The organism is Micrococcus sp. iso_239, from assembly GCF_056173395.1.
The window spans coordinates 2,363,846-2,386,525 of the sequence record NZ_CM149672.1 but is presented as its reverse complement, the minus strand read 5'-3'; the positions used below and the strand labels follow the sequence as shown (position 1 = coordinate 2,386,525).

The following is a 22,680-nucleotide window of genomic DNA, read 5'->3' as shown; positions in this document are numbered from 1 at the left end:
AAGTCCCCGCCGCCGGGCGGTGCGGGGTGGAGTGGGATGATGGGGACATGAGAGCCAACGCCCGCGCCAACCGCCAGGACCTGCTGGCGGCCGCCGGCCGTCTCATCGCCACCCAGGGGGCGGCGATGTCCCTGCGCGGGGTGGCGCAGGAGGCCGGGGTCGGCGTGGGGACGCTGTACCGGCACTTCCCCACGCGTCGGGATCTGCTGGACGCCGTGCTCGAGGACGTCGTGGCCCGCACCGGGGGGATCCTGCAGGCCTTCCTCGACGGGGTGGGCGGGGACGGGCACGGCGGTGGGACCGAGGCGCGGTGGCGGAGGCTCGCGGAGGACCTGGGGGCCGTGAACCTGGCCTCGCTCGCGGCGGCCCGGGACGACTTCGACCCCGCCGACCGGCCGCCCGAGGCCCTCATCGCCGAGGCCGAGCGTGTGATCCTCGAGCTCGCGGACCAGGTGGTGGCCGAGGCGCGGCGGGCCGGGCTCGTGGGCCCGGACGTGACCGGGGCGGACTACCTGTTCGGCCTGCTCATGGTCACCCGGTCGCCGGAGTGCGCGCTGCTGGGCCACGGCCCGGACCAGCGGGGCTGGCTGCTGGACACGTACCTGCGCGGCCTGCGGCCCTGAGGGCGCGGCCGGGTCAGTCGCCCGGGGCGTCGTCCTCCAGGACGGGGCGGGCGGTGGCCCACGCGACGGCGCCGGCGAGCAGGCCGGCGCCCGCGGTGAGCGCCAGGCGGAGCAGCCCCTCGACCCCCGTGAACAGGCTCAGGCCCAGCATCACGACGGCGGCCGTCACCAGCGCCACGAAGAAGGCCACGCATTCACTGTCCCGCTGCGCCTGCTCGGCGGCTGGGTCGGAGGCGCGGGACGTCGTCGGGGTGGGGTGGTCCAGGATGCTGCCGGTCATGGTGCCTCTCCTCCAGTGCGCGTCGGGCCGGGGCGGCCATCGGCGCGTGCACCCCGGCGGCGGACCCGCTGCGGGGCCTGCGTCCAGCATCGCGGAGGGGGTGGGCGCACCGGCAGGGCCATGAGGATGAACCTCGGGGCGTCCGACTCATACCCAGGTATGACCTGTGATTGTGCTGGCAGGCGCCTGGGGAGTGGCTCAGGGAAGGGCCCCGCCGCCCCGGCCGACCGCCCCGGCCGACCGTCGAGGCCGGCCGTTGAGGCCCGCAGACACGCCGCTACGACGACGGCGTAGCGGCGTGTCTGCGGGCCTCGACGAGGGGTGGGGCAGGGGCTAGGGCGGGGGCTGCAGGGCGTGCCGGAACGGCGGGTCAGAACTGCACGAGGCCCGCGCGGTGGGCGATGAGCACGGCCTGCACGCGGTCGCGGGCGCCGAGCTTGGCCAGCACCCGGCCGACGTGCGTCTTCACCGTGGCCTCGGAGAGCACGAGCTCGGCGGCGATCTCCAGATTCGCGGCGCCCTGCGCCATGAGCACCAGCACCTCGTGCTCGCGCGGGGTCAGCGACGCCACGGCCGCCTGCTGCTCCTCGCACTCGGCGCTGCGGACCTGGTCCGAGCGCAGACGCGGGGCCATGTGCGTCAGGAGCCGGCGCGTCGTGGACGGGGCGATCACGGCGTCGCCCCGGTGCACCGTGCGGATCGCGGCGAGCAGCTCCTCGGGCGGGGCGTCCTTGAGCAGGAAGCCGCTGGCGCCCGCCTCGATCGCGTCGAAGGCGTACTCGTCCAGGTCGAAGGTGGTCAGCACCACGACGCGCGGGGCGTCCGGCCGGCGCAGCAGCGCGCGGGTGGCCTCGATGCCGTCCATCTCCGGCATGCGCACGTCCATCAGCACGACGTCGGCGCCCGCCACGGACACCGACGCCACCGCCTCGCGCCCGCTGCCCGCCTCCGCCACGACCGTCAGGTCCGGCTGCGAGTCCACGAGCATGGCCAGCCCGGACCGGATCAACGCCTGGTCGTCCACCAGGGCCACGCGGACGGGGGCGGTCTCCTCGGAGCTCATGGGGTCATCCTCTCAAGTCGGGCGGGGGCGGCCACCCCTCACACCGCCGAGTACGGCAGGTGGGCGGACACGCGGTACCCGGCCCCGACGCGCGGCCCCGTCTCGAGCGTCCCGCCGAACAGGGCCGTCCGCTCGGCGGCCCCCCGCAGACCCTGGCCGCTGCCCCGGGTGGCGGGGTCGGCGGCGGCGCCGCAGCCGTCGTCGTCGATCTGCAGGTCCAGGCCGTGCGCCGTCCAGGCGAGCGTGACGAAGGCGTCCGCGTCCGGCCCGCCGTGGCGCAGCGTGTTGGTGAGCGCCTCCTGCACGATCCGGTACGCCGCCAGCTCCCCACCCGCCGGCAGCGTGCGGCGGGGTGTGCCGGTCTCCAGCAGGGACACCTCGAGCCCGGACAGGCGCATCGTCTCCACGAGGGCGGGCAGGTCCGCGAGTCGCGGCTGGGGCCGGCGGCCCGGGGGCAGGCGGGTGCCGCGGCCGTCGGGGGAGGCGACGACGTCGGCGGCGGGTCGCCGGGCGTCGTCGTCGGTCACGCCGGGCACCCCGGCCACGGTCTCGCCGGTCTCGCGGAGCACGCCGAGCAGCTGGCGCATGTCCGCGAGCGCGGAACGGCCGGTCTGGCCGATGGTCTCGAGCGCGGTGACCGCGAGCGCGGGCTTGGCGGCGGCGGCGTACCGGGCGCCGTCGGCCTGGGAGATGATCACCTGCAGGGAGTGGGCGACGATGTCGTGCATCTCCCGGGCGATGTGGCTGCGCTCGTCGGCGGCGGCGAGCTCGCGCTCCTGCCGGGACTGCACCTCGAGGCGGTGGGCGCGGTCCTCGAGGGCGCGCACGGCGAGGCGGCGGTTGCGCACGACGTCGCCGAACGCCCACGCGGTGAGCACCACGAGCCCGCAGCCGATCGCCATGATGACCATGGCCAGCGGCTCCGCGGGGGAGCGGACGGTGAGGCCGTCGGGGGTGACGAACTGCGCCGGGAACAGCCACACCTTCACCCCGTTGGCCACGCCGCCGACCAGCCCCAGGAGGAGCCCGGCCACGGAGACGCTCCGGGGCGCGTTCGCGGCGAGGTTGTAGACGGTGAGCGGCACCATCAGCAGGGACAGGCTGAACTCGGGCCCGGCGAGCAGGTGCAGGACGGCCGCGGCCGTCACGACGGCGGCCGAGGCCACCGGGCGCACCCGACGCACGGCCCACGGCAGGACCATGCCGGCCCCGGCCAGGAGGGAGACGGCCGTCTGCCGGCCCTGGGGGTCCGGGGCGACCATCGGCCCGAGCGCGATCCACGGCAGCGCCACGAGCACGGTGAACAGTGCCGCGGCGGCCATCACGTCGGTGCGCACGGGGTGCAGGCGCGTCCACTGGTCGAGGCGGCGCAGGGGGTTCACGCGGGCCAGCCTAGGTGTTGTGGGTCATGAGGTTCTTGACACGAGGCACGGGCTGAGATGAGACGAGCGGGCTCCGCCCCGCAGGATGGGAATTGCGACATCCACTCATCCGCGGAAGGAAGCCCGCTCGTGACTCACGCTAACGCACCTCTGACCCCCACCGGCCGGCTGCGCATGGTCCACCGCCACCTGAACGACGGGATCCCGCAGTCCCACGTGGCCGCGGAGTTCCGCGTCAGTCGGCCCACGGTGGCCACCTGGGTCGCCCGCTACCGTGCCGAAGGCGAGGCAGGACTGCAAGACCGGTCGAGCCGGCCCCATCGCTCACCTGCCCGGCTCGACCCCGCGATCGTGGCCGAGCTGGAGGCCCTGCGCCGGGCCGAGAAGTGGTCCGCCCGGCGCATCCATCACCACCTCGCCTCCGAAGGCCACCAGGTGTGCCTGCGCACCGTGGGGAGGTGGCTGCACCGACTCGGGATCTCCCGCCTACGGGACCTGACCCCAGCCGGAGAAGACCTCCGCCAACGACCCCAGAAGATCACCGCCCGCGGCCCGGGGCACATGGTGCACCTGGACGTGAAGAAAATCGGGCGCATCCCTGAAGGGGGAGGCTGGCGCGCCCACGGAAGAGACAGTGAGGCAGGGCGTGCTTCCAAGCGGGGGTCTGGCCAGCGGGTCGGCTACACCTACCTGCACTCGGCGATCGACGGGTACACCCGCCTGGCGTACACCGAGGCGTTGGAGGACGAGAAGGCGGTGACCACGATCGGGTTCTTCTGCCGGGCGAGGGCGTTCTTCGCCGCCCACGGCATCACCGTGGACCGGGTGATCACGGACAACGGCAACAACTACCGGGCCGTGGACTTCACCCGGAAGGTGGTCTCGCTCGGGGGCCGGCATCACCGGATCCGCCCCTACACCCCGCGTCACAACGGGAAGGTCGAACGTTACAACCGGCTGATGGTCGATGAGGTCCTCTACGCCCGCCCCTACACCTCAGAGCGGGCTCGGCGTGAGGCCCTTCAGGTGTGGGTGAATCACTACAACTACCATCGGCCGCATACCTCCTGCGGAGATGCTCCACCGGCCTCGTTGGCCCCGGTGCGTGTCAACAACGTCATGCCCTCCTACACCTAGGCCGCAGGCGGAGGGGCCGGCGTCAGCCCGCGGGATGATCCGGGGCGGTCCTCAGGGCGTGAGGGAGGCGAGGACGTCGGCGGCCGGCGCCTCACGGACCCGGTGCGCCTCGGTGCCGGCCCACAGGTGGACGCGTTCGAGGTCGCCGACGGCCGCGGCGGCGGCGCGCAGCCCCTTCGTCAGGACGTTGACCTCGGGGTACGCGGCGGGGGCGTCCGGGTGCTCCGCCATGAACGCGGTGGCCAGCGACCGCGCCCACCGCCCCGTGTAGGCGCGGGTCAGGGCGGTGCGGGCCCGGCCGTCGTCGGCGGAGAAGCGTGTCCCGGCCGCACACGCCGCGACGGCGGCCCGGTGCGCCGCCGAGGTGCCCGCCTCCGGGGTGAGGAGGAACGCGGTGCCGGCCGCGACGGCGTCCGCGCCGGCGGTGAGCAGGGCGCGCACGTCCTCGGCGGTGCCCACGCCGCCCGCGGCCACCACGGGCATGGCGCTCGCGGCCCCCGTCCCGACGACGTCGCGCACCGCCGCCAGCACCGTCGGCAGCTCGGCGCGGGTCGGCTCCGCGGCCGGGTCCGACGTGCCCCGGTGCCCGCCGGCGCGGTGGCCCTGCACCACGAGGAACGCGGCCCCGTGGTCGAGGGCGGCCCGCGCCTCGGTCGCGTCCGTCACGGTGGCTCCGGCCGGGATACCCGCGGCGGCCAGCCGGGCGAACACGTCGGCGGCCGGCAGGCCGAACGTGAAGGAGACCAGCGGCCACGCCTGCTCCTCGGCGGCGGTGAGCAGGGCGTCGAAGTCGGCCCGTTCGGCGTCCGGGTCCGGGACGACGTCCGCGGCGGTGGGCAGGCCGGCGGCGCCGTCGGCCGTCAGGCCCGCCCGGTACGCGGCGACGGCCGCCGTCCGCGCCGACCGTGCCGCCTCCGTGCGCGCCGCGTCCGGGATGGCCGTGTTCACCGCGTCCGGCACGAACAGGTTCACGCCCCAGCGGTCCGGCCCCTCCGCGCCCAGCAGCGCGCGCAGCGCGTCCACCTGCGCGCGCATCTGCGCGGCCGTCCGCATGCCGCCGGCGAGGAACCCGCCGCCGCCTGCGCCGACGACGGCGGCGACCAGCTCCGGGGTCGAGGGGCCGCCGGCCATCGGGGCCACCGCCACGGGCACGGGCGGGATCAGGCGGGCGCGGGTGACGTCGTCGGGGTGGGATGGCTGCGTCATGACCCCCAGAGTAAGGGGAGGGGTGTCGGCCCCACCCCGCGCCTACAGTGGGGCGCAGTACACGAGGAGAGGGGGTGCGCCGTGGAGGTGTTGCTGGCGCTCTCACCCATCCTGCTCACCCTCGTGCTGCTGCTCACCCGGCTGCCCGCGTGGGTGGCCCCGGCCGCCGGGACGGCCGTGGCCGTGCTGCTGGCCCTCACGGTCTTCGGCGTGGCCCCGGGCGACCTGGGCGGCGCGATCGGCGCCGGCGTGCCCACGCTGCTCGAGATCCTGGCGATCATCGCCGGCGGCATCACCCTGTCCCGCGTCATGGAGTACTCGGGCGGACACGAGCGCCTGGCCGCGTGGCTGTCGGCGGGCAACGGCCCCACGATCGCGACCGCGCTGCTCATGGTGCACGGCGTCATCCCGTTCCTCGAGACGGTAACCGGGTTCGGCGTCTCCCTGATCGTGGGCGTTCCGCTGCTGGTGGGCCTGGGCTACACGGCGTTCCGGTCCGCGCTGATCTCCGTCCTCGCGCTCACCATCGGGCCGTGGGGGTCCATGGCGCCGGGCACGCTCATGGGCGCGCGCCTGTTCGGCCTGGACTTCCGGGAGATCGGGGTCACCGCCGCGGTGTTCAACCTGCCGGCCTGCCTGGTGGCGGGCGTGGCCACGGTGCTGCTGCTGCGCGGGGCGCGCGGCATGCGAGTCGACGCCGGCCCGGCCCCCACGCTGCCCTGGCTCGGCATCGCCGTGCTCTCCGGGGTCGCCCAGTGGGCGCTGATCCTGGGGGCGAACCTCGTGGTCGGCACCGCGCCGGCGGGCGCCGTCGCCACGTTCGTGCTCACCGTGGCCTGGCTGCTCGTGATCCGCGGCGGCCGGCTGCTGCCCGGGCCGGGGCGGGACGTGGTGCCGTATCTGACCCTCATGGCCGGTACCGTGCTGGGCACCACCGTGAAGGGCGCCCTCGGACTCGAGGGGGCGGCGGCCCTGGTGGGGACGCCGGCGCTGTGGGCGTTCGTGGCGGTGGGCGTGGGCGTGCAGCTGCTCCGCCTCGATGACGCTGCCCGCCGCCGCGTCCCCCGCGAGGCCGGGAAGCTGTGGGTGGGCACCGCCATCCCCAACGCGCTCTACGTGGCGTTCGGGCTCATCCTCTCCGCCGGCGGGGTCTCGCAGGCGCTCGCGGGTGCGCTCAGCGGGATGGGGGAGTCCTACCTGGTGGCGATGCCGTTCCTCGGCGCGTTCGCCGGCTTCATCACGGCCTCGAACACCGGGGCCATGGCCCTGATCGGCCCCCTGCAGATGGACACGGGTGCCGCGCTGGGCGTCCCCCCGCCCTGGTCCAACGGCCTGCACAACGCGGCGGCCGGCTGGGGCATCGTCGCCGGGCCCGCTCGCATCCAGGTGGCCCACGGCATGGCCGCGGGGGCGCAGTCGCCGCAGATGCCCGGCTGGACCGTGACGCGGCGGAACCTGTTCGTGGTGCTGCTGCCGGCCATGCTCGCCGGGATCCTCGGCATGGCCGTGATGGGCTGGTTCCTGCTGCCGCGGTGACGCGCGGGGGGTGGAGCGGGGCCCGGGTGGGGCGGCCCGGTTCCGTGGGCGGAAGCGGCAGGCCAGAGCGTTCCGTGGGCAGAAGTGCCCTCTCTTCTGCCCACGGAGGCGACGGGGTTGTGGGTTCTGCCCACGGAGGCGACGGGGTTGTGGGTTCTGCCCACGGAGGCGCCGGGACTGCGGTGGCCGGCCGGGCGCGGGAGCCGGCCCGGTCCGCCCCGAGGCGGGGGCCGACGTCGACCTTCGGCGGACGCGCGGCGGCCTGTGCGCCGCCTAGGCTGGACGCCATGATCCGAGTAGTCGTGGCCGACGACCAGGCGTTGATGCGCACCGCCCTCGAGCACTTCGTGGCCCAGGCCGAGGACCTCGAGGTGGTCGGCTCCGCCGAGGACGGGGTCCAGGCCCTCGAGGCGGCCCGCACGCTGGCCCCCGACGTCGTGCTGATGGACATGCAGATGCCCCGCATGGACGGCGTCGAGGCCACCGCGCGCATCTCCGCCGAGGCCCCGGGCGTGCGCGTCCTGGCGATCACCACCTTCTCCTCCGAGCAGTACCTCGTGCCCGCCCTGCGCGCCGGCGCCGCAGGCTACCTCGTGAAGGACGCACCGCCGGCCGAGGTCGTGGACGCCATCCGCCGCGTCCACGCCGGGGACGCCGTGTTCTCCGCCCGCGTGGCCGCGGACCTGGTGGAGGCCGTCACCGCGGCCCCCGAGCACGCCGACCCCTGCCCGGCCGAGCCCCTCGCCCCGCACGAGCGCCTCACCGAGCGCGAGCTGGACGTGGTCCGCGAGCTCGCCAAGGGCGCCTCCAACGCGGAGATCGCCGGCGCCCTGTTCCTCGCGGAGGCCACGGTGAAGTCCCACATCGGCAAGGTCCTGGACAAGTGGCAGGTCCGTGACCGCGTGCAGATCCTCATCCGCGCCGCCCGCGCGGGCCTCGTGGACATCGGATGAGCATCGCGGCGCCCGCCCCGGCTCGGACGACGACGGCGACGTCGCGCCCGCCCGCCGAGTCTCCCCTGGACTCCCGCCTGCCCGCGATCCTGCGCACGGAACCCGTCTCCCGGCACATGCGGATCGTCCTCTACGTGATCGTCGGGCTCATGGTGCTGGGGGAGATCCTCACCCTGGTGCTGGGGCCCACGGTGGCCGCCGGGCTGAGCGCTGACCCCGAACTCGCGGGCATCCTCGAGGAGGACGGCGGGCTGACGGGTGAGGGGCGGGAGCCGCTCCTGCGCTGGGTCCTGTTCTTGGCGAGCGTGCTGGTCACGCTGCTGTTCGGGTGGCAGCCCACCCTCGCGGCGGTGTTCGTGCTGCTCGGGAGCACGTTCGGTCTGGTGGGCCTCGTGGAGGCGGACCACGCGCACCTCACCCCGCAGGCGTTCAGTGGCGGGGTCGTCCTGGGCGCGGCCATGGTGACGCGGTACTCGCACCGGGTGTTCGTCTGGTTCGCCCTGGGCGCCCTCATCCTGCTCACCGTCGCGGGCGAGGTCCTCACCGACGGCACGTGGGCGGACGAGGACAGCCTCAAGGGCGTCATGGTCATCACGCTCATCGTCGCGCTGTGCGTGGCGGTGCCGGCCTTCATGATCCGCCGATCCCGGCATCGGGCCCGGGACCGCGAGGCGGCCCTGCGCCGGGCCGAGGAGGCCGCCGCCTGCGCCGCGGAGGCGGAGCGGCAGCGGATCGCGGCGGAGCTGCACGACGTCGTCGCGCACGGGCTCACCGTGATCTCGATGCAGGCCGCCATGCTGCCCACCCAGAGGGACCCGGACAAACGGGCCGCCGCGGAGAAGGCCATCGAGGAGGCCGCCCGGCAGTCCCTCGTGGACCTGCGCCGCATGCTCACCGCGCTGCGCGGCTCCTCCCGCAACGCGCAGACGGCGGAGGGGGACGCCGTCGTGGACCTGCCGGCCCGCCTCGACGAGTTCGAGGCCCAGCTGCACGCGGCCGGGTTCGCGGTCGAGCGCTCGCTGACCGAGCTGGACGAGCTGCCGCGCTCCCTGGAGCTGACCGTGCTGCGTGTGGTGCAGGAGTCGGTGACGAACATCCTCAAGCACGCCCCGCGCCGCGGCACGGTGCGCCTGACCTCGCAGCTCGAGGGCGCGGACCGCCTCGTGCTGTGCATCGCCAGCCCCATGGACGAGGGCGAGCCCCGCCGCGACCGCGTGGTGGTCGCGATGGCCAGCGGCTTCGGCCTGGCCGGCATGCGCGAGCGCGTGGCCGTGTTCGGCGGCACCCTCACGGCCGGCCCGCTGGGCGGCTGCTGGGTGGTCCGCGCCGAGCTGCCGCTGCGCTAAGCCGGGGCGGCAGCCGCGTCCTCCCGCGTCCTCCCGCGTCCGGGGGCGAAAGTGGGCGGTATCCGCGCGGGATACCGCCCACTTTCGCCCCCAAAGGGACGGGGTGGGGTGGCCGACGACGGCGGCCCTCAGCCCAGCGGGACCGTCAGCTTCTCGCCGGGGGACAGGGTGTGCTCGCGGCCGGCGATGATCATCGGCACGTCGTGCCACATGCCCTCGCCCGCGGCCACCGTCACCTCCCGCTGGGTCATCTGGATGACCACGGGCTGCTGGCGGAACCGGATGGTGAACCGGGCGCCGGGCAGCTGGGCGGGCATGCGGGGGTGCAGCCGGACGACGTCGTCGCGCGTCTCGAGGCCCGCGTAGCAGCGGATCACCGTGTCCACGGTGCCCGCCATCAGGCCCAGGTGGATGCCCTCCTTGGTGGTGCCGCCCTGCGTGTCCGAGAGGTCCGACTCGAGGGCCTCCGTGAACAGGTCCCACGAGCGGTCCGGGTCCGTGCGGGCCGCCACCCACGCGTGCACCAGGCGGGAGAGCGTGGAACCGTGCGTCGAGCGGGCCTCGTAGTACGTGACCATCCGCTCGAACGCCTCCTGCGGCAGCTCGTAGCCCATGCGGCGCAGGATCCGGTCCAGCTCCTCGGAGGAGAACAGGTAGCCGAGCATGAGGGTGTCGGCCTGCTTGGAGAGCTTGTACCGGTTGGTGGCGTCGCCCTCGGCCTGCAGGATCAGGTCCATGCGGCCGATGTTCCCGTACTTGGCGCGGTAGGCCTCCCAGTCGAACTCGAGCAGGTCCTGGTAGCCCTCGAACTGGGCGAGGATGCCGGCCTCCTCGCCCTCCTCGAAGAACGGCACGGTCAGGCGGGTGCTGACCTCCTCCCAGCGCTCGATCTCCTCCTCGGAGATCTCCATGAGCTCGGGCAGGCCGTCGTCGATCGTGTCCAGCCAGCGGACCAGGCGGGCGGTCTCCGCGAGCACCCACGAGGTCAGCACGTTCGTGTACGCGTTGTTGCGCAGGCCGGAGCCGGGGGTCTCGGGATAGCCGTCGTGGAACTCGTCCGGGCCCATGACGCCGTGGATCTCGTAGCGGTCCGTGACGGCGTTGTGCAGGGTCATGGACATGAAGAACCGGGAGATCTCCACGAGCATCTCCGCGCCGTAGTCCGAGATGAAGGACGTGTCCTTCGTGATCTCGATGTACCGCAGCACCGAGTAGGCGATGTCCAGGGAGACGTGCCGCTGGTTGTGGGAGTTGTCCGGCATCCACATGCGCGAGCGCGGGTTCCACAGCTCGGTGGGCGTCTCCTCGGAGCCGTCCGCCCCGGACTGCCACGGGTACATGGCACCGGCCCAGCCCTCGGCCTGGGCGTTGGCGCGGGCCTCGTTGAGACGCCGGTAGCGGTACATCAGCAGGCCCCGGGTGATCTCGGGGCGGCGCAGCGTGAGCATCGGGTAGACGTAGATCTCGTCCCAGAAGATGTGGCCGCGGTAGCCCTCGCCGTGCAGGCCGCGTGCCCCCACGGAGGCGTCCAGGTCCCGGCGGCGGCCGTAGGCCGTCTGGAGCACGTGGAACGTGTGCAGGTTCAGGGCGAGCTGCTGGCGCAGCGACGCGCCGTCCTTGCCCATCGGGACCGCGGACCCCACCGGGGCCGAGTGGCCGGCGTCGACGACGGGCGGCGCGTATTCGCCGCCGGCCTCCGCCGCCGTGGAGCGGCGCTGATGCCGGTACGGCTCGGCCAGGTCGATGCGCACGGAGAACCGGTCCCAGTTGGTGCCCCAGCGCTGCTCGTGCAGGGTCAGCAGGTTGCGGAAGTTCTGGGCGCGCTGGACGTCCTTCACCGCCGACTCCCACACGGAGGCGTTGGCGTGGTCGTGGCTCGTGGCGACGGCGGCGATCTTCTCCAGCACGAGCGGCACGCCCTCGTCCACGTGGAGGAGGATGTCCTGGCCGACCACCAGGTCCGAGCCGTCCACGGGGCGGCGGATGGGCTCGTGGTGGCCCACCGGCGCCACCTGGCGGGTGCGGGTGGCCACGGCCACGTGGATGCCGGACTGGTTGGTGGCGGTCTCGAGCAGGACGGTCTCGCCGTCGATCTCCCGGGCCTGGACCGGCTCGAGGTGCTGGTTGGCGAGGGTGCGGTCGTCGGAGACGTTGAGGTTGGCCACGCGGCCCTCGATCTTCGAGCGCACCGTGAGGTCCCCGGACCAGTTCTCCGCCACCACGGTCAGCTCGATCGCGGCGAGGTGCCGGTTGGCCAGCGAGGTGAACTGCCGGGTGTGGACCGTGGTGCGCCGGCCCTGCTCGTCCTCGAAGGTCATGGTGCGGGAGAGCACGCCGCGGCGCAGGTCCATCTCCTGGCCGTACTCCACGAGGTTCTCCTCGCCCGGCAGCAGCGGGCGGCCGTGGCGCGGGGTCACCACGAGCGGGGTCCAGTCCTGGATGTTGACCATGTGCTCGGTCTCCACGACCCGGCCCTGGACCATCGAGGTCAGCCGGTTGAACACCCCGGCCATGTAGGTGCCGGGGTAGTGGACGGAGGAGATGCGCGTGCCGGGCACAGCGCCGCGGGTGCCCCAGTACCCGTTGGCCAGGGTGCACAGCACCTCGCGTGTGCCCTCGGAGGCCGGGTCGAAGCGGTCCCAGCGCAGCACCCACGCGGGGTCGAACGGGGTGGTGGTGCGGTCCTCCAGATGCAGGGTCCCGTAGTCCTGGACCACCAGGTGGGCGCCGGCCTCCTTGAGCCGGCCCTTGCCGAGATCGGGCTCGCGGTCCACGCCGATCACGAGGCCGAAGCGGCCGTCCGCGGCGGCCTTCACACCGGAGACGGCGTCCTCGAGGACCATCGCGTCCGCGACGTCGACGCCCAGCTCCCGGGCGGCCTCCCAGAACATCGCCGGGTCCGGCTTGCCCGGCAGCCCGCGCTCGAGGGCGGTGTTCCCGTCCACGATCACGGGGAAGAAGTCCAGCACGCCGCCGGCCGTGAGCACGGCGCGGGAGTTCTTGGAGCTGGTGACCAGTGCGACCGGCACGCCCTTGGCCCGCAGCCGCTCGAGCAGGTCCTGGGCCTCCGGGAACACGCGGACGCCGTCGCGTTCGAGGACCTGCTCGAAGTAGCCCTGCTTGCGCTCGGCGAGGGCGAGGACCGTCAGCTCCGGGGCCGCGTCCGCCTCGGGGGCGTCGGCCTCCGGGACGTGCAGGCCGCGGGAGGCGAAGAACGTGCGGACCCCGTCCTCGCGGGGGCGTCCGTCCACGTGGTGCAGGTAGTCGGCGGCGGCGTCGAAGGGACGCAGCACGTCCGGGTCCGCGGCGACGACGGCGGCGTTGGCGGGCAGCGCGCCCACGGCGGGCAGCGCCCCGTCGAAGAGCTCCTTCCACGCCTGCGCGTGCACGCCGGCGGTGTCCGTGATGACCCCGTCCATGTCGAAGATGACGGCGCGGTAGCGGCGGAGCCGGTGACGGCGGGCGTTCAGGTCCTGCGGAGCGGCGGGGGTGAGCGTCTGCGACATGGGAACCAGCCTACGGGCGGGGAAGTGGGGCCGCACGGGGAGTGCCGCGGCGATGTTCACCGCAGCGAGCGCGCCGTCGTTCCGGCCGACCGCACCGCAGCGACATCACAGCGGTTCTCAGCTGCGGTGATGTCGCTGCGGCGCGGTGGGTTCCGGGAATAGGGTCGTGCCGACGGGGCGGACGTGTGCCCCCGCGCGCCGGAAGCGTGGCCCGGGAACGAGCAGGACACACTCGGCGGAGATGGCCGGGGGGCGAAGGGCTCATGAACTGGATGATGAGCAAGTGATGGATGCGAAGCCGACGCGGTTGCGGAAGAAGGCGACGCGGGAGGAGATCCTGGCGAGTCTGCCGGTGCAGGCGCGGGTGCGTCCGGCGCGGTGGTTGCTCCTGTGGCTGATCGTCGTGGTGTGCATCGCGGTGTTCGTGTGGGTGATCTTCCGGCCGCCGGAGGATGTCTCGGCCGGGTTCGGGGTGTGGCGTGTGGCGTCGTTCATCGGGTTGGCGCTGGCGTTGGCGGTGCTTCCCGCCGCGACGATGGGTCTGTTCCGGCCTCGGCATGTCACGTTCGATGAGCGACGGGTGTGGACGCGGGACTGGTCCGTGGACTGGGCGGACGTGAAGGAAGTCCGTGCTGTGGCGCCAGAGTCGGAGCACACGATGAAGGTGGCGCTCAAGGTGGACGAGCGGCTGTGGAACGAGGGTGGTCTGCGCAAGGCCAACCGGTGGGACTCGGGACGGCCGTTGCAGGGTGGCGGGTTGACCCGTGCGCAACCGCTCGTGCTCACGCAACCCGCGCTCGCGCCGTCGGCTCTGACGCTGCTGCAGGTCTTCGTCGAGTTGAAGAAGCGGAACCGTCGGGCGGGGAGCCCGCGGTGACGCGCCCCGGCTTCCGTCACCGCCGGGTCAGCAGCGTGAGCACCTCCGCGTGCCGGGTCTGGGGGAACATGTCGAACACCTGCACCCGCGCCACCCGATAGCTCGGCATCCGGGCCAGGTCCTGCGCGAGCGTCGCCGGGTTGCAGCTGGAGTACAGGACGGTGGGCACACCCGAGTCCTCCAGCGCGTCCGCCAGCTCGGCGCCGATGCCCCGCCGGGGCGGATTCACGACGACGGCGTCCGGGCGGGGCCGCCGTTTCTTGAACGAAAGCGCCTCCGGAGCCCGCCGTTTCTCGAACGAAAGCGCGGAGGTGGCGTCGCCGGCGGAGAAGCGCGCCCGGTCGGCCAGGCCGAGCTCCGCGGCCGTCTCCCGGGCCGCGGCCACCGCCTCGGCGGAGGACTCCATGCCCCACACGTCGCGCACGCCGGCCCGGGCCAGGTGGAACGCGAACCCGCCCACCCCGCAGTACAGGTCCCACGCCGACGCCGGCAGGCCGGCCTCGGCGACCCACGCCGCCGCCGTCGCGTACAGCCCCTCGGTCACCGCGGTGTTCGTCTGGAAGAACCCCTGCGGGCGCAGCCGCAGGCCCACCCTGTTGAGCCGCATGGTGAGCGTCGGCCCGCCGGCGAGCACGATCTCCTCGTCGCCCTCGGGCAGGGCCACGTGCTCCGGCAGCAGGTTCGCGCTCACCACGGCGGCGGGTGTCCCGCGCGCCGCGAGGTCGTCCAGCAGCCCCGGCACCGCCGCGCGCAGCGCGTCCAGCCGGTCGGCGGAGCGCAGCACGAACCGGACCATCGCCTCCCGGTCGGGGGAGAGCGTCACGATCACGTTCTTCAGCTCGCCCGTGCGGGCGGCGACGTCGTAGGGCTCCAGCCCGGCCGCCGTCACCGCCGCCGCGCACGCGTCGAACACGCCTTCCATGCCGGCCTCGTACAGGCCGCAGTCGCGCAGGTCCACGCCGGCGCCGTCGTGATGGCGGGGGTGCTGGCGCGGGTCCAGGATGCCCAGCCGCGGCGCCGCCGCCGACCCCGTCACCACGAGCTTCGCCTTGTTCCGGAACCCCGCCTCCGCGGAGGCGAACGGCTCAGCCACGACCGTGTCCGCATCGAGCGCGTCCGCCAGCGCGGCCAGGACCGCGGCCTGCTTGTCCGCGAGCTGCCGGGCGTACGGCACGCCCATCAGCGGGCAGGAACGGCACTCGCCGACATCGAAGTGGGGGCACTGCACGGGCGTCGCCTCAGCCCTCGAGGCTGACCCGCAGGCCGGGCCGGTCCAGGCGGATCGCGAGCTGCTCGAGGGCCAGCTCGGCGGCCGCGGCCAGGTCCGCGTCCACGTCCATCACCATGCCGGTGAGCACGGGCAGGGCGGACTCGAGGTCCTCGGGGCGGGCGAGGGCACCCAGTGCGGACGCGGCCGACGCGCGGACCTCCGGGTCCGGGTCGGCACAGCCGGCCCGCACCGCGTCCACGAGGGTGCGGTCGACGGCGGCATCGCGGCGCAGCGAGCCGGCGCGGGAGGCGAGCACGAGGTGGGCCGCCGAGCGGACGTCCGCCTCGGGGGCGGTGAGCGCCCCGGTCAGGGCGGGCAGCGCGCTGCGGTGCCACGCGTGCATCAGGGCCAGGGCGCCGGTCGCGGCGGGGCTGAGGTCGCCGTCGTCGCCGGTGAGGGCGCGGGCGGCGCCCGAGGTGACGTCATCGGGAGTGGCCGCGCCGGTCATCAGGCGCACCGCCAGCCCGGCGACGGCGGCCTCCCCGCGCTCGGCGACGGCGGCCTCGGTGCGGCGGCGCAGGCGGTCGTGCGGAGTCTGGGGCTCCGCGGGCAGGGGGAGACGGTCGAAGGCGGTCATGGGTCCATTGTCCCCCGTGCGCGGACCCGCCTGGGGCGCGGCCGGGAGGTTCCCCGCAGACTCCTGGACGGGGCGTGACCGGCCGCACAGGGCCCGGACTCGGGTGATACGTTCGACGGCATGAGACCCCCCGGAGCCCTCGCCCTCGAATTCCGGGCGGACAGCTTCGATCATCCCACCGGCCTGGTGGACGCCGGCACCGTCATCTCCTGGATCGAGAAGGCCGGCTACGCCGTCGCGGCGAGTTGGGCCGGGACGTTCGTGCGTGCCCGCTACATGGGGCACACCCAGTTCCGGCACCCCGTGCCGGTGGACCGCCGTGCCGTGGTGCAGGCGCGCGTGGTCCACACGGACGGCGCCGAGGTGCACGTCCAGACCCGCCTGCTGCTGCCGGAGATCCGCGACGACGACGGCGACCCCGTGGTCGCCACCTCGTCCCTCGTGGTCTACGCCGCGGAGGAGGGCGGGGTGCCCGTGACCGTGCCGGTCTGGGAGCCCTCGACCCCCGGCCAGATCGAGCGCGACGAACAGGCCCGCCGCTCCACCGTGGCCCGCCGCGCCGTCGAGCGCGGCATGGCCCGACTGCCGTTCCCCGCGCCCGGGGAGGCCCCCGAGGAGATGAGCACCCTCGCGTTCCTGGCCCCCAACGCGGAGGCCACCGTGGGCGGCACCATCAACGCGGGCGCGATCCTGCGCTGGGTGGACGAGGCGGCCGCCGTCTGCGCCGCCCGCTGGACCGGACATGAATCCGTGGTCGCGGTGTTCGGCGGCGGTGTGCGCTTCGTGCGGAACATCCACGTGGGCGACCTCGTGCGCGTGGAGGCCCTCCTGGTGAACACCACGGAGCGGTCCATGCATGTGGCGCTGCGCGTCTACGCGAGCCGACGCACCGGGGCGGAGTCCCGCCTGGTGGCGCACTCGATCGCCGTCATGGTGGACGTCTCCGCGGAGGACCAGGCCCAGCGGGTGCGGCAGTACATCCCCGAGAGCGAGAGCGCCCGGAGGCTGCAGGAGACGGCGATCGAACTCGTGCGCATGCGCTCCGAGGTGAGCGCGGCCTGGACCGAGATGCGCCGCTCGACCGATCCGCGCTGACGGGGCCCTGAGTAGACTGAGCGAATGCGTCGACCGTCCCTGCCGTCCCTGTCCCGCCTGCCGGTCCGTCGTCTCCTCCGGGGAGCGGCCGTGGCCGCGGGCGTCGGTCTCGTGGGACTGCCGCTGACGGTCGCCGCCGGGCTCACCGGCGTGGACATGGTCAAGCGCGGCGGCCGAGTGCGCCGACCCGCGCCGAACCCCGGCGTGTTCGACGCCCACGTGGAGGGCTCCGAGCTGCGCATCTTCACCTCGGGTGAGGACCTCTACAAGGAGATGATCGCCGCGATCGACGGAGCGCAGCGGATCATCAAGTTCGAGACCTACATCTGGAAGAGCGACCCCACGGGCCAGCGGTTCATGGACGCCTTCAACCGGGCGGCCGCGCGCGGCGTGGAGGTCTACGTCTCCTATGACGGGTTCGGGAACCTCGTGGTCCCGCCCCGCTTCTACCGTCAGCTGGACCCGCGCATCCACGTGTTCCGGCTGCCGGCCTTCGCCCGCCCGATCTGGCGAGGCGTGGTCCGACACAGCGGGTTCAACCACTCGAAGATCATGGTGGTGGACGACGAGGTCAGCTTCGCAGGCGGCTTCAACATCGGCGACGACTACGCCCGCTTTTGGCGGGACACTCACGTGCGCGAGCGCGGCCCGGCGGTGTGGGGGCTGGACCAGTCGATCTCCATCAAGTGGAACGCGCACCACCGTGCGGGCGAGCAGATGTCCTGGCGCCCCCCGGACACGTGGGACCCGCGCATCACCGTGGCCGCGAACCAACCGCCGCTGCTGGTCTACCCGATCCGGCTGAGCTACCTCGACGCCATCCAGCGGGCGCAGCACCGCATCCTCATCAACACGCCGTACTTCATCCCGGACCAGCAGGTCCTCGAGGCGCTGCTGCACGCGGCCCGGCGGGGGGTGGACGTGCAGGTGATGGTGCCGGAGGACTCCAACCACATCGTGGCGGACTGGGCCTCGCGCGGCTTCTTCGGGAAGATGCTCGAGGCCGGCATCACGATCCTGCTGTACAGGGCCAGCATGATCCACGCGAAGACCGCCACCGTGGACGGCATCTGGTCCACCGTGGGCTCGGCCAACGTCGACCGCCTCTCCCTGGGCTTCAACTACGAGTCCAACGTGGTGGTCGTGGACCGCGACTTCGCCGCCCGGATGGAGGAGATCTTCGCTCTCGACGCCCAGCGGGCCGTCCGGATCGACACCCCGCGCTGGAAGGACCGTCACCGCCTCGCCCGCGTGGTCGAGGTCCTCCTGGTCCCGCTGCGTCCCCTGCTCTGAGGGGCCCGGGCGCTGAGCCAGACGTTTCTGCGGTTCTGACGCCCGATCCGCAGCAGAAACGTCTGGCTCACGCCCCCGTCTGGCGTCGCTCAGTCCTCGTGCGGGTCCGCCAGCAGGTGGTTCGGCAGCCGGTCGTCCGGGGTGCGCCCGGGGCGTCCGACGACGACGTGCGGCGCCGGGTTCACCGTCGAGGGGCCCGAGATGAGCACGATCCCGCCCACCGGCTGAGGGACCGGCGCTCCCTCGACGACGGCTGCTGCCCGCGCCCTCCCGCGGCTGGGGCACAATGAGCCCGGCCCCCTTCGGCCCACCTCACTGCAGCCCACGCGGCCGCGCGCCCATCCCGACTCCCTGGGAGCCCCATGCTCTGGACCCTGCTCCGCCGTCACGGCCGGCGCTATCGCGGCGCCGTCGCGGCCGTCGTCGTGCTGCAGCTGCTCAGCACGCTGGCCATGCTGTACCTGCCCAGCCTCAACGCCCGCATCATCGACGAGGGCGTAGCCCGCGGTGACACCGCCCGCATCTGGGACATCGGCCTCGTGATGCTCGGCGTCGCGCTGGTGCAGGTGGTCGCCGCGATCGCCGCCGTGTGGTTCGGGGCGAAGGCCTCGATGGGCGTCGGCCGGGACCTGCGCCGCGCCGTCTACACCCGCGTGGACGCGTTCTCCGCGGAGGAGCTCGGCCGCTTCGGCGCCGCGACCCTCATCACGCGCGGCACCAACGACGTCAACCAGGTCCAGATGCTCACCCTCATGGCCCTGAACTTCATGGTGGCCGTGCCGATCATGGCGGTCGGCGGCATCATCATGGCCATCCGCGAGGACCCGGGCCTGTCCTGGCTCGTGTGGGTCTCCGTGCCGGTGCTGCTGGTGATCGTGGCGTGGATCGTCGCCCGTCTCATGCCGCTGTTCCAGCGGATGCAGGACAACATCGACGACGTCAACGGCGTGATGCGCGAGCAGATCCAGGGCATCCGCGTGGTCCGCGCGTTCGTGCGCGAGCGCCACGAGACACGCCGGTTCACGGACGCCAACGCCGCCCTGACGGAGACGTCCGTGCGGATCGGCCGGCTGTTCGTGCTGCTCGGCCCGGTCATCACGATGATCCTCCACCTCGCCACCGCCGCCGTCCTGTGGTTCGGCGGCGAGCGCGTGGACGCGGGGCTCGTGCAGGTCGGCGCGCTCACCGCGTTCATGCAGTACCTGCTGCAGATCCTCATGGCGGTGATGATGGGCACCTTCATGATGATGATGCTCCCGCGCGCCGTGATCTCCGCCCGCCGCATCGGCGAGGTCCTGGACACCGTCCCCACGCTCGCTGAGCCGGTCCGCCCGGTGACCCCCGCGCGTCGCGACGGCGCCGTGGAGCTGCGCCACGTCACCTTCCAGTACCCCGGCGCCGAGGCGCCGGTGCTCGACGACGTCAGCTTCGCCGTCGCCCCCGGCACCACGACGGCGATCATCGGCTCGACCGGCTCCGGCAAGTCCACGCTGATCAGCCTGCTGCCGCGGCTGTACGACGCGACGTCCGGCGAGGTGCTCGTGGACGGTGTGCCGGTGACCGACCTGGCCCGGGCCGAGCTGACCGAGGCCGTGGCCCTCGTGCCGCAGAAGCCGTACCTGTTCTCGGGCACCGTGCGGGAAAACATGCAGTTCGGGGCCCCGGACGCCTCGGACGAGCGCATCTGGGCGGCCCTCGAGACGGCCCAGGCCGCCGACTTCGTGCGCGCCCGCACCACCGGCAAGGCAGAGACGGCGGCCTCCGGTCTGGACTCGCGCCTCTCCCAGGGCGGCACGGACGTCTCCGGTGGCCAGCGCCAGCGCCTGTCCATCGCGCGTGCCCTCGTGGCCGAGCCGCGGATCCTCGTGTTCGACGACTCGTTCTCCGCGCTGGACGTCACCACCGACGCGCGGCTGCGGGCGGCGCTCGACCGCGCGGCGGCCGGGGTGACTCGGATCGTCGTCGCCCAGCGGGTGGCCACCATCACCGACGCCGACCAGATCATCGTGCTGGACGAGGGCCGCGTGGTCGGCCGCGGCACCCACGCCGAGCTGCTGGCGGACAACCAGACCTACCGGGAGATCGTGGACTCCCAGCTGACCGCGGAGGACGTGGCATGAGCGAGCACCTGACGGACGAGGAGATCCTCGAGATCCAGGAGCAGGGCGCCACCGACGACTGGGGCGGCGGGCCGGCCCGCAAGGCCAAGGCGTTCTGGCCGTCCGCGAAGCGGCTCATGAGCCTGTTCCGCACGGAGAAGCTGGGCCTGGTGGTGGTCGCGCTGATGGTGCTGGTCGCCGTCGTGCTCAACGTGTGGGCCCCGCACGTCCTGGGCCGGGCGATGGACGTGATCTTCGGCGGCGTGGTCTCCGCGCAGATGCCCGGCGGGCTGAGCCGCGAGCAGGTCATCGACGGGCTGCGCGCCCAGGGCGAGGACCAGGCCGCGGAGATGCTCTCCGGCATGGCGTTCACACCGGGCGAGGGGATCGACTTCACCGAGCTGGGCCGGCTGATCCTGATCGTGCTGGCCATGTACCTCGTGGCCCAGCTGTTCATGTGGCTGCAGGGCCGCGTGCTCAACGACCTCGTGATGCGCCTCGTGTTCCGCCTGCGCGAGGACATCGAGGCCAAGATCAACCGGCTGCCGCTGAGCCACTTCGACCGCGGGCAGCGTGGCGACCTGCTCTCCCGCACCACCAACGACGTGGACAACGTCCAGCAGGCCCTCCAGCAGGCGTTCGCCTCGCTCGTGTACTCGGCGCTGACCGTGATCGGCATCGTCGGCATGATGTTCTGGCTGTCCTGGCAGCTCGCGCTCATCGCCCTGATCGCCCTGCCGGTGGCCGGTGTGGTGGTGGGCGTGATCGGCAAGAAGTCCCAGGCGCTCTTCTCCGCGCAGTGGCGGGAGACGGGCCGGCTCAACGGGCACATCGAGGAGTCGTTCACGGGGCACGAGCTGGTGACCGTGTTCGGCCGTCAGCGGGACATGGCCGCGCGCTTCGACGAGCGCAACGAGGAGCTGTACGAGGCCGCGTTCACGGCGCAGTTCTACTCGGGGATGATCATGCCGATCATGCAGTGGGTGAACTGGCTGGGCTACGTGGGCATCGCGGTGGTCGGCGGCCTGCGCGTGGCCAACGGGCAGATGACCCTCGGCGCCGTGACCGCGTTCATCCAGTACTCGCGCGAGTTCAACCAGCCGCTTGGGCAGATCGCCGGCATGTCCAACATGCTGATCTCCGGCGTGGCGTCGGCCGAGCGCATCTTCGAGCTCCTCGACGAGCCGGAGGAGACCCCCGACGGCACCCCCGCCCGCACCCCCGACGGCACTTTCGTTTGGGAAACGGCGCCCTCCGAGAGCGCTTTCGTTCGGGAAACGGCGCCCTCCGCCATCCCCGGGCCCGACGGCGTCGCCCACCTCCCGCGCCCGCTGCGCGGTCGCGTGGAGTTCGAGCATGTGCGCTTCTCCTACACGCCGGAGAAGCCGCTCATCACGGACCTGAACTTCGTGGCGGAGCCGGGGCAGACGGTCGCGATCGTCGGGCCGACCGGTGCCGGCAAGACCACCCTGGTCAACCTGATCATGCGGTTCTACGAGGTGGACGGCGGGCGGATCCTGCTGGACGGCGTGGACACCCGCACGGTCAGCCGCGGCGAGCTGCGCGCCGCCACCGGCATGGTGCTCCAGGACGCCGTGCTCTTCGGCGGGACCATCCGGGAGAACATCCGCTACGGCCGACTCGACGCCACGGACGAGGAGGTCGTCGCGGCGGCGAAGGCCACCTACGTGGACCGTTTCGTGCACACCCTGCCCGACGGCTACGACACCGTGATCGAGCAGGACGCCGCCAACGTGTCCGCGGGCGAGCGGCAGCTCATCACCATCGCCCGTGCGTTCCTGGCCCAGCCCTCGCTCCTGATCCTGGACGAGGCCACCTCCTCCGTGGACACCCGCACCGAGGTGCTGGTCCAGGGCGCGATGGCGGCGCTGCGCTCGGACCGCACGAGCTTCGTGATCGCCCACCGCCTCTCCACCATCCGGGACGCGGACGTCATCCTCGTGATGGAGGACGGCGACATCGTGGAGCAGGGCTCGCACGATCAGCTGCTGGCCGCTCGCGGCGCGTACTTCCGGCTGTACAGGAGCCAGTTCCAGGGCGGGGAACAGGCGGAGGAGCAGGACGACGACGGCGCGCCCGCCGCGCGCGAGGACGCCCGCTGAGGCCGGGGCTGGATGGCGCCGGCGCCCAGCCACTGGCCGCTGGCGTCGCTGCGACACGGGACCACCCGATGACCTTCTCGATCCAGGTGCCGGTGAGTTTCACGAGCCCGCACCTCTCCGGAGCCGGAGGTGTACGGGGCTAGGGCGCGCGGCGGTGACGGGAGTATCGAAACCCGATCGTCGGGCCACCCCTGCCGGTGTGGCCGCGCTCATTCGTCCCCTGAGATTGCGCATCCGTCACGCGCAGGACCCTCTTGACTCCCTGGTGGGGCACGTCTGTGGACCGACCGAGAATTCTCTGGACACAGGGCGAG

At 73.3% G+C, this 22,680-nt stretch carries 17 protein-coding genes; 10 read left to right on the top strand and 7 right to left on the bottom strand.

The window, feature by feature from the left end; all coding sequences use genetic code 11:
• The first annotated feature begins 47 nt into the window (after positions 1-47).
• Positions 48-623 (top strand): TetR/AcrR family transcriptional regulator, encoded by a 576-nt coding sequence (locus AC0VX2_RS11145; protein WP_020625620.1) that lies wholly within the window; start codon positions 48-50, stop codon positions 621-623.
• Positions 624-636: 13 nt separating this feature from the next.
• Here AC0VX2_RS11145 and AC0VX2_RS11140 read toward each other — a convergent pair whose 3' ends face one another.
• The 3 genes from AC0VX2_RS11140 to AC0VX2_RS11130 all read right to left on the bottom strand — a co-directional run bounded on the left by AC0VX2_RS11140 (position 637) and on the right by AC0VX2_RS11130 (position 3,348).
• Positions 637-903, bottom strand: coding sequence for a hypothetical protein (locus AC0VX2_RS11140; RefSeq protein WP_020625619.1), 267 nt, complete (start codon positions 901-903; stop codon positions 637-639).
• A 370-nt stretch (positions 904-1,273) separates the two neighbouring features.
• On the bottom strand, positions 1,274-1,966 hold the full coding sequence (locus AC0VX2_RS11135) for a response regulator (RefSeq protein WP_020625618.1): 693 nt from the start codon (positions 1,964-1,966) through the stop codon (positions 1,274-1,276).
• Positions 1,967-2,004: 38 nt separating this feature from the next.
• Complete coding sequence (locus tag AC0VX2_RS11130) at positions 2,005-3,348, bottom strand: sensor histidine kinase (protein WP_063189408.1); 1,344 nt, start codon at positions 3,346-3,348, stop codon at positions 2,005-2,007.
• Positions 3,349-3,477: 129 nt separating this feature from the next.
• Here AC0VX2_RS11130 and AC0VX2_RS11125 point away from each other — a divergent pair, with 129 nt between their 5' ends.
• Positions 3,478-4,485, top strand: coding sequence for an IS481 family transposase (locus AC0VX2_RS11125; protein WP_136940067.1), 1,008 nt, complete (start codon positions 3,478-3,480; stop codon positions 4,483-4,485).
• Between the two features lie 51 nt (positions 4,486-4,536).
• On the opposite strand, the gene AC0VX2_RS11120 is transcribed toward AC0VX2_RS11125, so the two are convergent.
• Positions 4,537-5,691, bottom strand: a complete 1,155-nt coding sequence (locus AC0VX2_RS11120) for a nitronate monooxygenase (RefSeq protein WP_144820120.1) — start codon at positions 5,689-5,691, stop codon at positions 4,537-4,539.
• Positions 5,692-5,772: 81 nt separating this feature from the next.
• Between AC0VX2_RS11120 and AC0VX2_RS11115 the strand changes: the two genes are divergently transcribed.
• From AC0VX2_RS11115 to AC0VX2_RS11105, 3 genes are all read left to right on the top strand, one after another.
• The gene (locus AC0VX2_RS11115; protein ID WP_020623967.1) at positions 5,773-7,227 is read left to right on the top strand and encodes an L-lactate permease; all 1,455 of its coding nucleotides are present in this window, start codon (positions 5,773-5,775) and stop codon (positions 7,225-7,227) included.
• A gap of 287 nt (positions 7,228-7,514) precedes the next feature.
• The gene (locus AC0VX2_RS11110) at positions 7,515-8,180 is read left to right on the top strand and encodes a response regulator transcription factor (RefSeq protein WP_036382382.1); all 666 of its coding nucleotides are present in this window, start codon (positions 7,515-7,517) and stop codon (positions 8,178-8,180) included.
• Entirely contained in the window at positions 8,177-9,526 is a 1,350-nt protein-coding gene (locus AC0VX2_RS11105) for a sensor histidine kinase (RefSeq protein WP_020623969.1), read from the top strand. Before AC0VX2_RS11110 ends, AC0VX2_RS11105 begins: the two co-directional genes overlap by 4 nt.
• 128 nt (positions 9,527-9,654) lie before the next feature.
• On the opposite strand, the gene AC0VX2_RS11100 is transcribed toward AC0VX2_RS11105, so the two are convergent.
• Positions 9,655-13,032 carry a beta-phosphoglucomutase family hydrolase gene (locus AC0VX2_RS11100; RefSeq protein ID WP_020628176.1) on the bottom strand — a complete coding sequence of 1,126 codons (3,378 nt, stop codon included), beginning with the start codon at positions 13,030-13,032 and terminating at the stop codon, positions 9,655-9,657.
• Positions 13,033-13,318: 286 nt separating this feature from the next.
• Here AC0VX2_RS11100 and AC0VX2_RS11095 point away from each other — a divergent pair, with 286 nt between their 5' ends.
• Positions 13,319-13,909, top strand: a complete 591-nt coding sequence (locus AC0VX2_RS11095; protein ID WP_036316210.1) for a hypothetical protein — start codon at positions 13,319-13,321, stop codon at positions 13,907-13,909.
• 16 nt (positions 13,910-13,925) lie between these two features.
• On the opposite strand, the gene rlmC is transcribed toward AC0VX2_RS11095, so the two are convergent.
• Both rlmC and AC0VX2_RS11085 read right to left on the bottom strand, forming a co-directional pair.
• Positions 13,926-15,137, bottom strand: coding sequence for a 23S rRNA (uracil(747)-C(5))-methyltransferase RlmC (gene rlmC, locus AC0VX2_RS11090; RefSeq protein WP_043282587.1), 1,212 nt, complete (start codon positions 15,135-15,137; stop codon positions 13,926-13,928).
• A gap of 10 nt (positions 15,138-15,147) precedes the next feature.
• The gene (locus AC0VX2_RS11085) at positions 15,148-15,756 is read right to left on the bottom strand and encodes a HEAT repeat domain-containing protein (RefSeq protein WP_020628173.1); all 609 of its coding nucleotides are present in this window, start codon (positions 15,754-15,756) and stop codon (positions 15,148-15,150) included.
• A gap of 120 nt (positions 15,757-15,876) precedes the next feature.
• Here AC0VX2_RS11085 and AC0VX2_RS11080 point away from each other — a divergent pair, with 120 nt between their 5' ends.
• The 4 genes from AC0VX2_RS11080 to AC0VX2_RS11065 all read left to right on the top strand — a co-directional run bounded on the left by AC0VX2_RS11080 (position 15,877) and on the right by AC0VX2_RS11065 (position 22,366).
• On the top strand, positions 15,877-16,851 hold the full coding sequence (locus AC0VX2_RS11080; protein ID WP_036316197.1) for an acyl-CoA thioesterase: 975 nt from the start codon (positions 15,877-15,879) through the stop codon (positions 16,849-16,851).
• Positions 16,852-16,875: 24 nt separating this feature from the next.
• Entirely contained in the window at positions 16,876-18,144 is a 1,269-nt protein-coding gene (locus AC0VX2_RS11075) for a phospholipase D-like domain-containing protein (RefSeq protein ID WP_036339371.1), read from the top strand.
• A 362-nt stretch (positions 18,145-18,506) separates the two neighbouring features.
• On the top strand, positions 18,507-20,264 hold the full coding sequence (locus AC0VX2_RS11070; protein ID WP_036339374.1) for an ABC transporter ATP-binding protein: 1,758 nt from the start codon (positions 18,507-18,509) through the stop codon (positions 20,262-20,264).
• The gene (locus tag AC0VX2_RS11065; RefSeq protein WP_020621743.1) at positions 20,261-22,366 is read left to right on the top strand and encodes an ABC transporter ATP-binding protein; all 2,106 of its coding nucleotides are present in this window, start codon (positions 20,261-20,263) and stop codon (positions 22,364-22,366) included. The genes AC0VX2_RS11070 and AC0VX2_RS11065 overlap by 4 nt, the downstream gene beginning before the upstream one ends.
• Positions 22,367-22,680 lie beyond the last annotated feature (314 nt).

What these genes read in the sequence shown, in the direction of transcription:
- AC0VX2_RS11080 (WP_036316197.1), top strand. Translation starts at nt 15,877, where the DNA reads ATGAGACCCCCCGGAGCCCTCGCCCTCGAATTCCGGGCGGACAGCTTC.
- AC0VX2_RS11145 (WP_020625620.1), top strand. Translation starts at nt 48, where the DNA reads ATGAGAGCCAACGCCCGCGCCAACCGCCAGGACCTGCTGGCGGCCGCC.
- AC0VX2_RS11095 (WP_036316210.1), top strand. Translation starts at nt 13,319, where the DNA reads ATGGATGCGAAGCCGACGCGGTTGCGGAAGAAGGCGACGCGGGAGGAG.
- AC0VX2_RS11135 (WP_020625618.1), bottom strand. Translation starts at nt 1,966, where the DNA reads ATGAGCTCCGAGGAGACCGCCCCCGTCCGCGTGGCCCTGGTGGACGAC.
- AC0VX2_RS11075 (WP_036339371.1), top strand. Translation starts at nt 16,876, where the DNA reads ATGCGTCGACCGTCCCTGCCGTCCCTGTCCCGCCTGCCGGTCCGTCGT.
- AC0VX2_RS11120 (WP_144820120.1), bottom strand. Translation starts at nt 5,691, where the DNA reads ATGACGCAGCCATCCCACCCCGACGACGTCACCCGCGCCCGCCTGATC.
- AC0VX2_RS11140 (WP_020625619.1), bottom strand. Translation starts at nt 903, where the DNA reads ATGACCGGCAGCATCCTGGACCACCCCACCCCGACGACGTCCCGCGCC.
- AC0VX2_RS11100 (WP_020628176.1), bottom strand. Translation starts at nt 13,032, where the DNA reads ATGTCGCAGACGCTCACCCCCGCCGCTCCGCAGGACCTGAACGCCCGC.
- AC0VX2_RS11065 (WP_020621743.1), top strand. Translation starts at nt 20,261, where the DNA reads ATGAGCGAGCACCTGACGGACGAGGAGATCCTCGAGATCCAGGAGCAG.
- AC0VX2_RS11110 (WP_036382382.1), top strand. Translation starts at nt 7,515, where the DNA reads ATGATCCGAGTAGTCGTGGCCGACGACCAGGCGTTGATGCGCACCGCC.
- AC0VX2_RS11105 (WP_020623969.1), top strand. Translation starts at nt 8,177, where the DNA reads ATGAGCATCGCGGCGCCCGCCCCGGCTCGGACGACGACGGCGACGTCG.
- AC0VX2_RS11085 (WP_020628173.1), bottom strand. Translation starts at nt 15,756, where the DNA reads ATGACCGCCTTCGACCGTCTCCCCCTGCCCGCGGAGCCCCAGACTCCG.
- AC0VX2_RS11070 (WP_036339374.1), top strand. Translation starts at nt 18,507, where the DNA reads ATGCTCTGGACCCTGCTCCGCCGTCACGGCCGGCGCTATCGCGGCGCC.